Consider the following 13258-nt stretch of genomic DNA (forward strand, 5'->3'; position numbering starts at 1 on the left):
AAAGGTGAGCACCTTATAACCTGAGTTACCCTAATAAGAGGGGGCCGGGTCACCCACCCTCTTCAATTTGATCTACAATGGCCAATACAAAGCCCAAGTTGCAATCCGTTTGAATGCGCTTTTTGACGGCGGGGTTAATGATACCCGATTTTTCATTTTTCAGATGACAACAAATTTCCGGGCGGAACGTAGACGACAAAAAGGCCAGCTAAAAAGCTGGCCTAAAAAATTCGGAAAGAACGAAAGTGCCTGAAAAATTCGTTGATCCTGTGGAAGTCCCAGTTGGCGGCGGAGGTACTACACGGCTCCTCCGCCCTGGGGGATACTGCTTGAATCCACAATGTCAGAATAGGCGTTTCGCTCTGCCGTGTCTGTGTGTGATGTGTGTCTCAGTGTTACTGAATGTTTTTTAGGCACTCGCGGTGATGTCGGGCGAAGTTTCCGTGAACCGACGCGTCTCATAGGCGTCCACGAGCCCCTGCACGGCAGCACGTTCCATGTCCGGAACGGAGGGCGTGCCGTTCTGGGCATCGGCCTTGCACAGCACCATGCCGGCCTCAACCGAGACATACCCCGCGGTGGTTTTCAGCGCCTTGTGGTTGATGCCGTCAAACACGCGCCGGAAGGCGGCGGTGGTGCACAGATCGCTGTTGGGGAAATAGGCAACCATGGCGAACTGGTTGTCGCCCACCCGACACAGGGTATCGATCGGGCGAATCAGGGCGCTCAGGCGCCGGGCAATACCGATTGCCAGCTCGCTCATGATGGAAGGGGGATGTTTGCGCTTGAGTTCCTGCCAGTTGCGAATACCGCACAACACATAGGCAGAGGCGCCGCCCCGGGCTTCTGAATGCCGCAGGATTTTCTGCAGTCGTTCCCGGGCGTATTTGTTGTTACACAGGCCGGTTTCCAGGTCGATGATGTTGGTCGATTCCAGCTCCCGGTTGTTCTCGATCAGCAGTGCGTTGGCTCGCAGCAGGGTGTTCTGGCGGTCGGCCATCCGGTCGGCCGCGAAGATCCGGGGGATGAGCTGCTTGGTCATGTCCGACTTGTAGATGAAGTCGTCCACGCCCCGGTCGAAGGCCTCGGACAGCGCCTCGACACTCTCCCTGGCCGTCAGCAGGATCACGTAGGTGTAGTGGTTGTTCTGCTCGTCCTGCTGTCGTACCCGGTCGGTCAGCTGGAGGCCGTCCATTTCCGGCATCAGCCAGTCGGCAATCAGCACGCTGACCGCGCGCTGTTCAATCAGCTCAAGCGCCATGGGCGCGTTATGGGCAATGCGTACGTCGCGATAACCGGCATTTTTCAGGGTGCGGCTAACCACCATACTACTGAATTTGGCGTCATCTACTACGAGAATGGGGAGGTCAAGGTTTGGCATTATTCTCTACTTCTTACCAGTCCATTGTCAGATGCGGTGAATGTCCGCACTTGGTATGATCGGCGGCAATTTCCAACATAATATGTCACGCAAGTATACCCTTGCGCATGCCCGGAGAATAACGACCATGCCCTCTTTTGACATAGTTTCTGAAATTGATATGCACGAAGTCACAAATGCGGTGGATCAGGCCAAACGTGAACTGGGCAACCGCTGGGATTTCAAAAACGTGGAAGCAGACATCGAACTGGACGACAAGCGCATCACGCTGAGTTCCGAGCAGGAATTTCAGCTTGAGCAACTCAAGGACATGCTTCGCATGGCCTTTGCCAAACGCAACATCGATACCCGGGCGCTGGCGGAAGACGGCGATAGCAAGGCCGGCAAGCTGGTGCGTCAACACTTCACCCTGAAGCAGGGCATCGAGACCGACATGGCGAAGAAGATCGTCAAGATGATCAAGGACCAGAAAATGAAGGTTCAGGCCAGCATCCAGGGCGACAAGGTGCGGGTGACTGGCAAGAAGCGGGATGACCTGCAGGGCGCCATCGCCATGCTGAAGGAAGCAGAGCTGGACATTCCGCTGCAGTTCAACAATTTCCGCGACTGACCCGGAGCAGACCTATCCAAACCCCTAGCCGCCTTACCCTGATCCGGGAAACGCTTTACACCTACACCCGCTGGCAGGTCATCGCGCTGCTGTTTCTCGGATTCTCCGCCGGACTTCCGTTTCTGCTGGTGTTCTCCACCCTGAACGCCCGTCTGGCAGACGTGGGTGTGGACACCGCGACCATCGGTTTTTTCAGCTGGCTGGGGATTACCTATTCCATCAAGGTGTTCTGGGCCCCGGTGGTCGATCGCCTGAAGCTGCCGTTTCTCGACCGGCTCCTGGGCAAGCGAAGAAGCTGGATACTGCTGGCCCAGACGGGTATCGCGACAGGGCTGTACCTGATGGCGAACATCGACGCCGTCGCCCATCCGGAACTGATCGCCCTGAGTGGCTTGCTCGTCGCGTTCTCCTCCGCCACGCAGGACATCGGTATTGACGCCTACCGGATCGAGATCGCCGAGGAACGCCTTCAGGCCGCCCTGGCGGCAACCTACATCTTCGGGTACAGGCTCGCCCTACTGGTGGCGGGAGCCGGCGCACTGTATCTGGCGGAATTCTGGTCCTGGCAGGTGTCCTACCTGACCATGGCAGCGCTGGTCGGGGTCGGGGCCCTGACCGTTTTGATCGTGAAAGAGCCGGCCGTCAATCACTTTGCCGCCGCGGCCGACATTGCCCATCGCGTGCAAGAGGAAACCACCAAACGCAATCACCTCACGCCACGCATGGCGAGACTGGCAGGCTGGTTCTATGCTGCCGTCGCAGGCCCGTTTGTGGACTTCTTCCAGCGTTATCGGGAACTCGCCATCGCCATCCTGGCGCTGGTGGCCCTTTATCGAGTGGCGGACATTGCCATGGGTGTCATGGCCAACCCGTTCTATCTGGATTTCATGGGTTTCTCCAAGACCCAGGTCGCCGACGTGACCAAACTCTTCGGCTTCTTCATGACCATCACCGGCTCCCTGGCCGGTGGCGTACTGGTTGTTCGTTACGGCGTAAGGCGCGTCCTGCTGGCCGGCGCCATACTCACCGCTGCCACCAACCTGCTGTTTGTCTGGCTGGCCCAGTATCCGCCGAACATTTACACCCTCGCCGTGGTCGTCAGCGCCGACAACCTCAGCGGCGGCATCGCCAACGTCGCCCTGATCGCCTGGCTCTCGGGCATGACCAGCGCCTCCTTCACCGCCACCCAGTACGCTTTGTTCAGCTCACTGATGACCCTGCCCGGCAAATTCCTGGGCGGCTTCTCCGGCATCGTGGTCGCCGACTTCGGCTACGCCCAGTTCTTCACCGTCTCCGCCATCATGGGCGTCCCCGCGATCCTGCTCGTCCTGTTCCTCATGCGCCACGGACGACGGCTGGACGAACTCGCGCCCGCCAAATCCACCGAGCCCGTCCAGCCATGAACGAACCGACCAGAGAACAGAAAATCTGGCAAGTCGTTGCCGCTATCCCGGCGGGAAAGGTGGCCAGCTACGGCCAGGTCGCCGACATGGCCGGCCTGGGCCGGCAGGCCCGGTTTGTCGGTCGAGCGCTAGGGAAGTTGCCAGCCGGACACTCCGTCCCCTGGTACCGGGTTATTCGCACCAACGGCCAGATTGCTTTTCCGGAAGGTTCACCGGCCTACATCCGCCAAACGTCATTGTTGAGAGAGGAAGGCGTAGAAGTGATCGACGGCAGGGTCCGAATGGCCAAATACCGCTGGACCCCATAAAAGAAATAACTGCTTTGCCTGGGAGCCGGAGGTGGGGGAGTCTTTTCTCTGCCAGAAAAGATGTCCGAGCGCAGCGAGTTCTTTTCAAAGAGAAAAGACTCCCCCGCCTTCGGCTCTTCCTCAAGTGTCAGACTTCCCCAGAGGCAGCGGTGAAATCAGAGCCGCAAAGCCCCATCCACCTCAATCATCCGCCCAGACAAATAATCGTTCTCGAAAATAAACGCCGCCGCATGAGCAATCTCATCCGGCCGCCCCATACGCCGCAGCGGAATACCCGCCGTCATCTTCTCCCGGGCCTCCGGCTTCATCGACGCCGTCATCTCCGTCTCCACAAACCCCGGCGCAATCCCCGCACAGCGTATCCCGTAACGGGCCAGCTCCTTTGCCCACGCCGGCACCAGAGCCGACACACCCGCCTTGGCCGCGGAATAATTGCTCTGTCCCATGTTGCCCGCCCGGGAAATCGAAGCGATGTTGATGATGACGCCCTGATCGCCATTCTCGATCATGCGGGTTGCGGCCTCCCGACCACACAGGAATACCCCGGTGAGGTTTACATCAATCACCGACTGCCACTGGGAGAGCTCCATGCGCTTCTCGACCTTGCCGTCTTTCACCTTCACCATCAGGCCATCGCGCAGAATGCCCGCGTTGTTGATCAGCCCGTTCAGATGGCCAAAATCTTTAAGTATGGCCTCGAAGGTGCTCTCCACATCCGCTTCTTTGGCGACGTTACAGACGTAGGTGCGCGCCTCAGCGCCGGCTTCGCGACAAGCGGTGGCAGCTTCGTCCAGCTTTTCCGGCACCAGGTCAATCAGCGCCAGCTTGGCGCCCCTGGCCGCCAGAAACTCTGCCATGGCCCGGCCGAGACCCTGGCCGCCGCCGGTAATTGCAATCACGGAATCTTGAACTTTCATGGTTTGCCCTAATCAAGTTGTCAGGTGGTGTTACGTTTTCTGTGCGCCTGAAACGAACGTTTTTATTGTGCGGAAGCAATCAGGAGGCATTTTGCCCATTTTCCTATTTCTTTTCATCATCCTGCCGATTGCCGAGATGGCGGTGCTTATCCAGGTGGGCGGAATGATTGGCGTGCTCAATACCGTGGGGCTGGTTCTTCTGACGGCCGTCATCGGCGCTGCGCTGCTCAGGCAGCAGGGTCTGGCCACGCTGCTCAAAGCCAACCAGCGACTCAACAGCGGTGAGCTGCCGGCCAAGGAAGTGGCGGAAGGCCTGATCCTTGCCGTTGGTGGCGCGCTGCTTCTCACGCCGGGGTTCATCACCGACACCATCGGATTCCTCTGTCTGATTCCGGTTACTCGTCATTGGCTGTCGGCTCAGGCTCTGAAACGCCTGGTGGTTTCCGGGCAAAGCAGTGCCTTCGTTTTCCGTTCCGGCGGGCGCGGTCCCTTCGATCAGGGCCCCTTTGGAGGGCAGAATCCATTCGATCGGGATGCCAACGGAGACATCATCGAAGGCGACTATCAGGACCAGACCGAGCGCGACCACGATCGCCTCGGGAAAAAGTGAAAAATTTTTTTATCGGGGGTGTTGAAAACATGCCTGATAACCCCATTAAGGTCTCACAAGTTCGCTGCGGGCTGATATCCGGTTGTCAATCAACCGGGTTCCCAGCCGGGCAATTGTGTCCGGAGCAGGGCAACCTCCCGGGCCACCTTAAACATGAACTGTCATTGCCACATTAATCTGACTATTGGAGAAGCCGAGCAATGAAAATTCGTCCGCTACACGATCGTGTTGTCGTGCGCCGTAAGGAAGAAGAAGAGAAAACTGCGGGTGGCATCGTGCTGCCGGGTAACGCCAAAGAGAAGCCTTCCCAGGGTGAAGTGATTGCCGTCGGTAACGGCCGCATCCTGGACAACGGCGAAACCCGCGCCCTGGCGGTCAAGGTGGGTGACACCGTGGTCTTCGGCCAGTACGCCGGTAACACCGTCAAGGTTGACGGTGAAGAGCTGCTCATCATGAGCGAAAACGACATTTACGGCGTGCTCGAGTAATCGCATCGCGATTCGCACGAAATTTCATTAATCCGATTGGTTGAATTTCGGTTTAACGAACAGGAATAGAAGACATGGCAGCTAAAGAAGTTAAGTTTGGTGATAGCGCTCGCAAGCGCATGGTCGCAGGTGTCAACATCCTGGCGGACGCCGTCAAGGTAACCCTGGGTCCCAAGGGCCGTAACGTGGTTCTGGAGAAGTCGTTTGGCGCTCCGAACGTGACCAAAGACGGTGTTTCCGTGGCCAAGGAAATCGAACTGAAAGACAAGTTCGAGAACATGGGCGCCCAGATGGTCAAGGAAGTCGCTTCCCAGGCCAACGAGAACGCTGGTGACGGTACCACTACCGCAACCGTTCTGGCCCAGGCCATTGTCAACGAGGGTATCAAGGCCGTGACTGCCGGCATGAACCCGATGGATCTGAAGCGCGGCATCGACAAGGCGACCACCGAGGCCGTTAAAGCGATCCGTGAAATGGCGACTCCGTGCAACGACAGCCGCAACATCGCCCAGGTCGGCACCATCTCCGCCAACGGCGACGAGACCATCGGCAAGCTGATCGCAGACGCAATGGAGCGTGTGGGTCAGGAAGGCGTTATCACCGTTGAGGAAGGCCGCAGCCTGGAAGACGAGCTGGACGTGGTTGAAGGCATGCAGTTCGACCGTGGTTTCCTGAGCCCGTACTTCATCAACAACCAGGACAACATGTCTGCCGAGCTGGATGACCCGTACATCCTGCTGGTCGACAAGAAGATCTCCAACATCCGCGAACTGCTTCCGGTGCTGGAAGCTGTAGCCAAGGCTGGCAAGCCGCTGCAGATCATTGCCGAGGACATCGAAGGCGAAGCCCTGGCGACGCTGGTTGTGAACAACATGCGCGGTATCGTGAAGGTCAACGCCGTGAAGGCGCCTGGCTTCGGTGACCGTCGCAAGGAAATGCTGCAGGACATCGCCATCCTGACCGGTGGTACCGTGATTTCCGAGGAAGTCGGTCTGACCCTCGAGAACACCACCCTGGATGATCTGGGCACCGCCAAGCGTGTCAACGTCACCAAGGAAAACACCACGATCATCGGCGGTGCCGGCGCGCAGGCAGACATCGAAGCCCGCGTTGAGCAGATCCGCAAGCAGATCGAAGACAGCACCTCCGATTACGACAAGGAGAAGCTGCAGGAGCGCGTAGCCAAGCTGGCTGGCGGTGTTGCCGTCATCAAGGTAGGCGCAGGCTCCGAAGTGGAAATGAAAGAGAAGAAGGCCCGCGTTGAAGACGCACTGCACTCCACCCGCGCTGCCGTTGAAGAAGGCATCGTGGCTGGCGGTGGTGTCACCCTGATCCGTGCCATTGCGGCACTGGAGAAGGTCGACGCGATCAACGAAGAGCAGAAAGCCGGTGTCAACATCCTGCGCCGTGCCATGGAAGCCCCCCTGCGTCAGATCGTATTCAACGCCGGTGGCGAGTCTTCCGTAGTCGTTGCCAAGGTTCGTGACGGCGAAGGCGCCTACGGCTACAACGCGGCCACCGAGACCTACGGCGACATGCTGGAAATGGGTATCCTGGATCCTGCCAAGGTCACCCGTTCCGCGCTGCAGGCTGCCGCTTCCGTGGCATCCCTGATCATCACCACTGAGGCGATGGTTGCGGATGAGCCGCAGGAAGAAGGTGCCGGCGGCGGCATGCCGGACATGGGTGGCATGGGCGGTATGGGAGGCATGGGCGGCATGATGTAATGCGCGCCCGCTCCCGGTAGGGGCTCACTTGTTGAGTCCCGGCCCGAGCAATCCTCGAAAACCCCGCGCTGGTTCACGCTGGCGCGGGGTTTTTGTTTTTTTGTCATGAACTTGCGATACGCCTTTGCTAGACTCGGTCTCCGGTCTGTTTTTGTGTGTAGTCAATTAATGAGCGACGCCGTAACAAAATCCTTTTTTCGCCCGGGCAAGCTTGCATTGCTGATTCTGCTGGGTGCTTTCGTTTATGCGGCGGCGTTGGTGGTGTTTGTGCCAGCAGGCTGGGTCTGGCAAAAAGCGTCACCCCATGTTCGCCTTCCAGGCCAGGTGCAGGTGCGTCAGGTCTCCGGGAAACTCTGGGATGGTGCCGCCGGTGTGGTGCTTGCGGGTTACCCCGTGCGGGTCGACTGGCAACTCGGGTGGCCGTCGTCCGGCCAATGGGTTCTGCCTGTCGATTTTCATCTGGATACCTCCCAATCCTCGCTCCGCGGGTCAGTGAACCTTGGCTGGCCTGGTCAGGTCGACGTTGAAGCCTCGGGTCGGATCGGCGTGGCGGAATTCCGGGATCTGATCCGTAAGAGTGGCGGCGCCATGATCGAGGGAGACGTTGTGATCGACCGGCTTCGGACAACCTGGGCGGATAATCGGGTAACGGAAGCCGACGGCCATGCCCGTTGGGCGGGTGGCAGGGTGACCTGGCCAATGGGCAATCAGACCGGCTCGGCTGATTTTCCCCCGATGGACGCCGACCTTTCCACCACCGATGGCGGCGTTGCCCTGACGGTTGCGCAGCAGGGCGGGACCGGTCCCGCAGCAGACGCAAGCCTTCTCTGGAACGGTATGATGGAAATACGCGTTTACAAACGAATGGTGGATCTTGCGGGTCAACCGTGGTCGGAATCCGCCAGGCCCGGGGATGTGGTGTTCCGGGTTCGGCAACCGCTTGTGCCGGGAGGGCTGTAGAATGGTGTCCCTTGCGGCCGGTGAACGCATCTCGAGAATACTGGCAAACCTGCTCCTCGTGACTCTGGTCCTGTATCTGGGCATTGCGCTGGCCAGGGTGACCTGGTTGCTTGCATGGAATGACAGGCCGGTCCCGATCGCGCCCTCGCAAGCGAGCGCCGGCGCCGCCCCCTCCCTGGACTATCCGATGGCAAGCTATGATTTTTTCGGGCGGCCCGCAGCGAATTCGGGCGTGGCGGATGTCGTCAAGAAGTCTGCGCCAGAAACGGGTCTTCGTCTGCGGCTGGAGGGTGTCCTGGTGGGCCAACGTTCCGAGGAGTCCGGTGCTATAGTTGCAGGAAGCAACGGGGAAACGGCCTACTATCGCGTGGGGGATGTGCTTCCGGGCAATGCAGAGTTGGTCGAAGTGGAGGCCAGTCGCATTCTGCTGCGGCGCAATGGTCGCTACGAGTCGCTTACGTTTGAGGATGCCGCCGATACCGGAATGGTTGCAGAGGCAAGCCCCGAGCCGGCAGAATCTGATGCGGCAACGTTCCTTGCTGACGCCAGGGCCCAGCTCGATACCCGGGGAGCGGCGGCACTGGGCCCTTATGGGCTCAAGCCGGTCGATGACAGTGGTACGTCGGGGTACGTTTACGACGGCTCCAATGCCATGCTCAACGCCGTCAATCTCCAGGCTGGCGACGTGATTACCGCGATCAATGGTCAGCGCCTGGGAGATATCGAGCAGGACAAGTCACTGCTCGAGGATTGGAAAAACCAGTCCCAGCTGGACATCGAAATCGAACGTGACGGAAGTATTCTTACTATCAGTTATGCCATACCCGAGCAGTGGCGCTGAACGGGTTCAACGAAACAGGACAAATCGCCAGATGTATAACCACAAGACCAACTTTCTGCGAGCCATTGCTCTGCTTGTTTTGCTTCCACTGATGTCCATGGCTCACGGGCAGGAGGAAACCTGGCGGCTCAACCTGAAGGATGCCGATATCCGGGCATTTGTGACCCAGGTGGCGGACATCACCGGGTACAGTTTTGTGGTGGATCCCCGGGTAAAGGGCAAGGTGACGGTTCTGTCCAGTGCGCCCATGACCAAGGATGAGATCTACGACCTCTTCCTTGCCGTCCTGAATGTCCATGGGTTTACCGCTATTCCCGGGGAAGAGGTCATCAAGATCGTTCAGCAGGTGGATGCCAAGCAGTCCGCCGAATCCCTGAAGCGCTTCAAGACAACGCCCTCGGAACAGCTCATCACCCGCGTCATTCAGGTTGATAATGCCAACGCGCTTGAGCTGGTGCCGATCCTGCGGCCCCTGGTGGCCAAGTACGGGCACCTGGCGGGTGTGGCCGCCGCCAACGCCCTCATCATCAGTGACCACCGTTCCAATATTGAACGCATCGAACAGATTGTCCGTGAACTGGACAGCCCTTCTAAATACGAAGTAGAGGTGATTCAGCTCAAGGAAGCCTGGGTCGGTGACATGGTGACCCTCCTGAAAGAGCTGGCCCCGGATGAACTCGGGAAGGCCGGGGCGGATAATGCGGCCCGAAAATACAGTGTAACTGCAGACGAGCGCAGCAATCGCCTCATCCTGCGCGGCGACGAGTCGTTCCGGGAAAAAATGCGGGAATTGATTGCCAAGCTGGACCAGCCCTCTGCTACCGGAGGGACGACCAAGGTGCTCCGTCTGAAGCACGCGGATGCCAAGAATCTGACCGACATCCTGAAAGGCGTCATGGGTGAGGTGATCAAGGAAGGTGGCACCGGAGGTTCTTCCGGTGGCACCGCGGGCAATCCCAATAACAACTTCTCGGTCTTCGCCGACGAGGGGCTGAATGCCCTGGTGGTGCGCGGTGACCCTTCGCTGATGCAGGAAGCGGAACAGATCGTTAACGAACTGGACGTTCGTCGTGCGCAGGTCATGATCGAGGCGGCCATTGTCGAGATCAGTGACGAGCTGGGCCGTGACCTGGGTGTGCAATTAGCGGTTGGCGATGAGTCCGGCAGTTCGACACCGGTAGCCGGGACCAACTTCGGCAATGTGGGGCGCAGCCTGGGAGATGTCCTGTCGGCCATCCTGTCGAACTCTGTTATTACACCCGCAGTGGGTGGCATCACGGTTGGCGCAGGAGAACGCAACGAAAACGGGGTGAGCTGGGGCGTATTGCTTCAGGCGCTGGCCACCTCCAGTGCCGCAAATCTGCTCTCCACGCCCAGCATCATCACCCTGGACAATCAGGAGTCGGAGATTACGGTGGGTCAGAACGTACCGTTCCGTACCGGGCAGTACACATCCACCGGCGACAGCGCCACCAATCCCTTCACCACCATTGAGCGTCGTGATGTGGGTTTGACCTTGAAAGTAACACCCACCATCAGCGCCGACGGGCTGGTGCGCCTGGTTGTGGAGCAGACCACAGAAAGCGTGGCAGACAGCATCGAGAACGCCTCGGACATTGTCACCAACAAGCGTGAAATCAAGACGACGGTGCTGGCGGACGATGGCGAAACCATCGTGCTGGGTGGACTCACCCGCGACGATCTTCAGGTCACCAAGAGCAAGGTGCCCCTGCTGGGCGACATTCCTGTTCTGGGAAGGCTGTTCTCCTCAGAATCCCGCAACCGGGTGAAGCGCAACCTGCTGGTCTTCCTGCGTCCGACGATCATGCTCGGTAAAGGCGAGGCTCACGCAGCAACCAACCGCAAGTACAAGGCGCTTTGGGATGTGGACCTGGGCACCCGGGAGAAGCTTGGCCTTCCGAAGAGCGACAAACAACCGGCGATCGACCGCCTGTTTGACCACTCATCCGAAGAGGGGGCTCAGGCTCAATAGAGATTTGGGTGGCGCCGGCCGCCCCGGGCCTCACATGGGAGGCATGGGGCAGTCGAGCTGGTCGGCCACCAGTCTCATCAACTCGTACTCGTTGATTTCGACTTTTCCATCGTGGCTGACGCAGTGGGCGCAGGCGTCAATGATCGCTGGCTTGAGTAGCGGCGAGAGGCTGTTCAGGGCGATAAGCGCTTGCTGAAGCTGCTTCATGGTGACTTTCTCCAGGCCCGGTGCTGCGTCCCCTTTCCCCATATCAATGAACCCTGCCATGGCTTGCCGATAGAGCGTCTCGGCCTCGGTCTGATCCTGAGTGCCGGCTCGGGCCATCAGGCTCAGCAGGCGCTGGATCTCTGGCAACACGGGTTTGTACCGTTTGTAGCGTGTCGGTACGACGCGACCGGCATTCTTGCCCAGATGGCGTGACAGGAAGCTGGTCAGGGTGAGTTCGAACAGGCTGATTCGCTGATCCGCCGCCGCCAGTTTGCGGACGTTACTGATCAGGCCGGCCCGCTCTTCCGGGTCCAGTTTGCGAAGGGCCGGCATCGCCAGTTCCAGCGCGGGGAAGCGTACCCCGTCACCAATAATCTTCAGCGCGGGTATCAGCTTTTCGAGCAGCTCCGGCTCGCAACCGAGAATGGGATGCGGGGGAATCAGCGCCAGATGCTCTTTCTGCTGCTCCCGGGGCAAATTCGCAACCAGAAGCGCGTAGCAAAGCTGAACGGCTCCAGCGCGGGTGTAAAGCAGGCTTTTGAAAGTGGCGGGCAGCCGCTCCAGGAAACGAATCGCAAAATCCTCGCCTTCGGCGCTGACCGTGCCGACCTGTTTCGACAGGTTGGCGGCGTTCACCGGGGCAGCTGCAGAGATTGAGGCTGTACGGTGGCCCCGCACCGGCTGAAACACCTCTTCGGCCACCTGAGTCAGACCGGCACGGTTTGCGCTGGATGCCGCCGCCCCACGGTGTATTTCTCCGCTCGGGTGGGTATCTCTCAGGCGGCTCCGTAACCGTGCAATCAGTCCTGGCTGGATCGTGTTTATACGCTCTTCGATGGGAGGGTGGGAGGCCAGCAAAGCGCTGAACTTCATGCGGGTGGCCTCGCCAAAACACATGTGATTCATGTCGCTGGCGTGGCTCGTGGTATCCAGATACCCGCCTTTAAGTCCGATCTTGAAGAGCGCGCTGCCGATACCCTCCGGGTTTCGGGTAAATTGCACCGAGGAAGCATCCGCCAGCATTTCTCTTTGTCGCGAGACGGCTGCCTGGATCAGCCGGCCGAAAAATACCCCCACATAGCCGATGACCAGAAGCGCCAGGCCGACCAGCCCCAGCGCTGCCTGCCCCCGGTTATCCCGGCTGGAGCGTGAGACATAGTGGCGCCGATGGAAGGAGGACTGCAACAGGAACCCGCCGATCTGGCCAATCATCAGGATGCCGGCGAGCAGCGCGATCAGGCGGACGTTCAGCCGCATATCGCCGTTGAGGATGTGACTGAATTCGTGGCCGACCACGCCCTGGAGTTCGTCCCGGGTCAGCTGGGTAATGGCGCCGTGGGTGACCACCATCACGGCTTCCCCGGGTGTGTAGCCAGCAACGAAGGCGTTGATGCCGGTTTCGTTGTCCATGATGTAAAGGTCGGGGACCGGAACGCCGCTGGCAATGGCCATCTCTTCGACTATGTTCCGGAGCTTGCGCTCGTCCCGATCGGTGGTGTCCGGCGCAACGGCCCGCGCACCGACCATTTTCGCAACCCGTTCACCACCCCCCGCCAGGTCTACCCAGCGAACCAGGGTGCCGATCCCGATCAGTGTGACTACCGCGCCCGCGGTGACCAGGCCGTGGGTGGAGAGCAGCCAGTGGAGGAAGGGCTGATTGGAGGTTTCACTCCGCGTCACGAAATATCCGACGACGCAGACCGCCAGTGTAATGAGGATCACCGCAGTACTGAACAGCAGTACCAGAAGCCCTGTGTTGCGCCGGGCATGGGCCTGGCGCTGGAAAAAACCGGGGTGGGCCATGATTCAGCCC

Annotated in this window: 12 protein-coding genes; 9 read left to right on the plus strand and 3 right to left on the minus strand. The window is 59.3% G+C overall.

The window, feature by feature from the left end; translation table 11 throughout:
• Positions 1–409: 409 nt before the first annotated feature.
• Entirely contained in the window at positions 410–1381 is a 972-nt protein-coding gene (locus tag MLD04_RS03135) for a response regulator (protein ID WP_248154685.1), read from the minus strand.
• A gap of 127 nt (positions 1382–1508) precedes the next feature.
• Here MLD04_RS03135 and MLD04_RS03140 point away from each other — a divergent pair, with 127 nt between their 5' ends.
• From MLD04_RS03140 to MLD04_RS03150, 3 genes are read left to right on the plus strand one after another with little or no spacing between them, the layout of a single operon-like run.
• The gene (locus MLD04_RS03140; RefSeq protein WP_248154687.1) at positions 1509–1991 is read left to right on the plus strand and encodes a YajQ family cyclic di-GMP-binding protein; all 483 of its coding nucleotides are present in this window, start codon (positions 1509–1511) and stop codon (positions 1989–1991) included.
• Between the two features lie 41 nt (positions 1992–2032).
• Positions 2033–3394: an AmpG family muropeptide MFS transporter gene (locus MLD04_RS03145; RefSeq protein WP_379883599.1), complete on the plus strand. Its 1362-nt coding sequence runs from the start codon at positions 2033–2035 to the stop codon at positions 3392–3394.
• The gene (locus MLD04_RS03150) at positions 3391–3702 is read left to right on the plus strand and encodes an MGMT family protein (protein WP_248154691.1); all 312 of its coding nucleotides are present in this window, start codon (positions 3391–3393) and stop codon (positions 3700–3702) included. Before MLD04_RS03145 ends, MLD04_RS03150 begins: the two co-directional genes overlap by 4 nt.
• 155 nt (positions 3703–3857) lie before the next feature.
• Here the strand turns inward: MLD04_RS03150 and MLD04_RS03155 are convergent, their stop codons facing one another.
• Positions 3858–4619 (minus strand): SDR family oxidoreductase, encoded by a 762-nt coding sequence (locus MLD04_RS03155; RefSeq protein WP_248154693.1) that lies wholly within the window; start codon positions 4617–4619, stop codon positions 3858–3860.
• A gap of 91 nt (positions 4620–4710) precedes the next feature.
• Here MLD04_RS03155 and MLD04_RS03160 point away from each other — a divergent pair, with 91 nt between their 5' ends.
• From MLD04_RS03160 to gspD, 6 genes are all read left to right on the plus strand, one after another.
• Positions 4711–5229 (plus strand): FxsA family protein, encoded by a 519-nt coding sequence (locus MLD04_RS03160; RefSeq protein ID WP_248154695.1) that lies wholly within the window; start codon positions 4711–4713, stop codon positions 5227–5229.
• Between the two features lie 200 nt (positions 5230–5429).
• The gene (groES, locus tag MLD04_RS03165) at positions 5430–5717 is read left to right on the plus strand and encodes a co-chaperone GroES (protein WP_011785505.1); all 288 of its coding nucleotides are present in this window, start codon (positions 5430–5432) and stop codon (positions 5715–5717) included.
• A 74-nt stretch (positions 5718–5791) separates the two neighbouring features.
• Positions 5792–7444 (plus strand): chaperonin GroEL, encoded by a 1653-nt coding sequence (gene groL / locus MLD04_RS03170; RefSeq protein ID WP_248154698.1) that lies wholly within the window; start codon positions 5792–5794, stop codon positions 7442–7444.
• Between the two features lie 168 nt (positions 7445–7612).
• Positions 7613–8404: a type II secretion system protein N gene (gspN, locus tag MLD04_RS03175; RefSeq protein ID WP_248154700.1), complete on the plus strand. Its 792-nt coding sequence runs from the start codon at positions 7613–7615 to the stop codon at positions 8402–8404.
• Between the two features lies 1 nt (position 8405).
• On the plus strand, positions 8406–9245 hold the full coding sequence (locus MLD04_RS03180) for a type II secretion system protein N (protein ID WP_248154702.1): 840 nt from the start codon (positions 8406–8408) through the stop codon (positions 9243–9245).
• A gap of 31 nt (positions 9246–9276) precedes the next feature.
• The gene (gspD, locus tag MLD04_RS03185) at positions 9277–11238 is read left to right on the plus strand and encodes a type II secretion system secretin GspD (protein ID WP_248154704.1); all 1962 of its coding nucleotides are present in this window, start codon (positions 9277–9279) and stop codon (positions 11236–11238) included.
• A gap of 30 nt (positions 11239–11268) precedes the next feature.
• Here the strand turns inward: gspD and MLD04_RS03190 are convergent, their stop codons facing one another.
• Positions 11269–13248, minus strand: coding sequence for a M48 family metallopeptidase (locus MLD04_RS03190; protein ID WP_248154706.1), 1980 nt, complete (start codon positions 13246–13248; stop codon positions 11269–11271).
• Positions 13249–13258: the final 10 nt, after the last annotated feature.

Origin of the sequence: Marinobacter koreensis, assembly GCF_023156285.1 — a bacterium.
GTDB classification, from domain to species: Bacteria; Pseudomonadota; Gammaproteobacteria; order Pseudomonadales; family Oleiphilaceae; genus Marinobacter; species Marinobacter koreensis.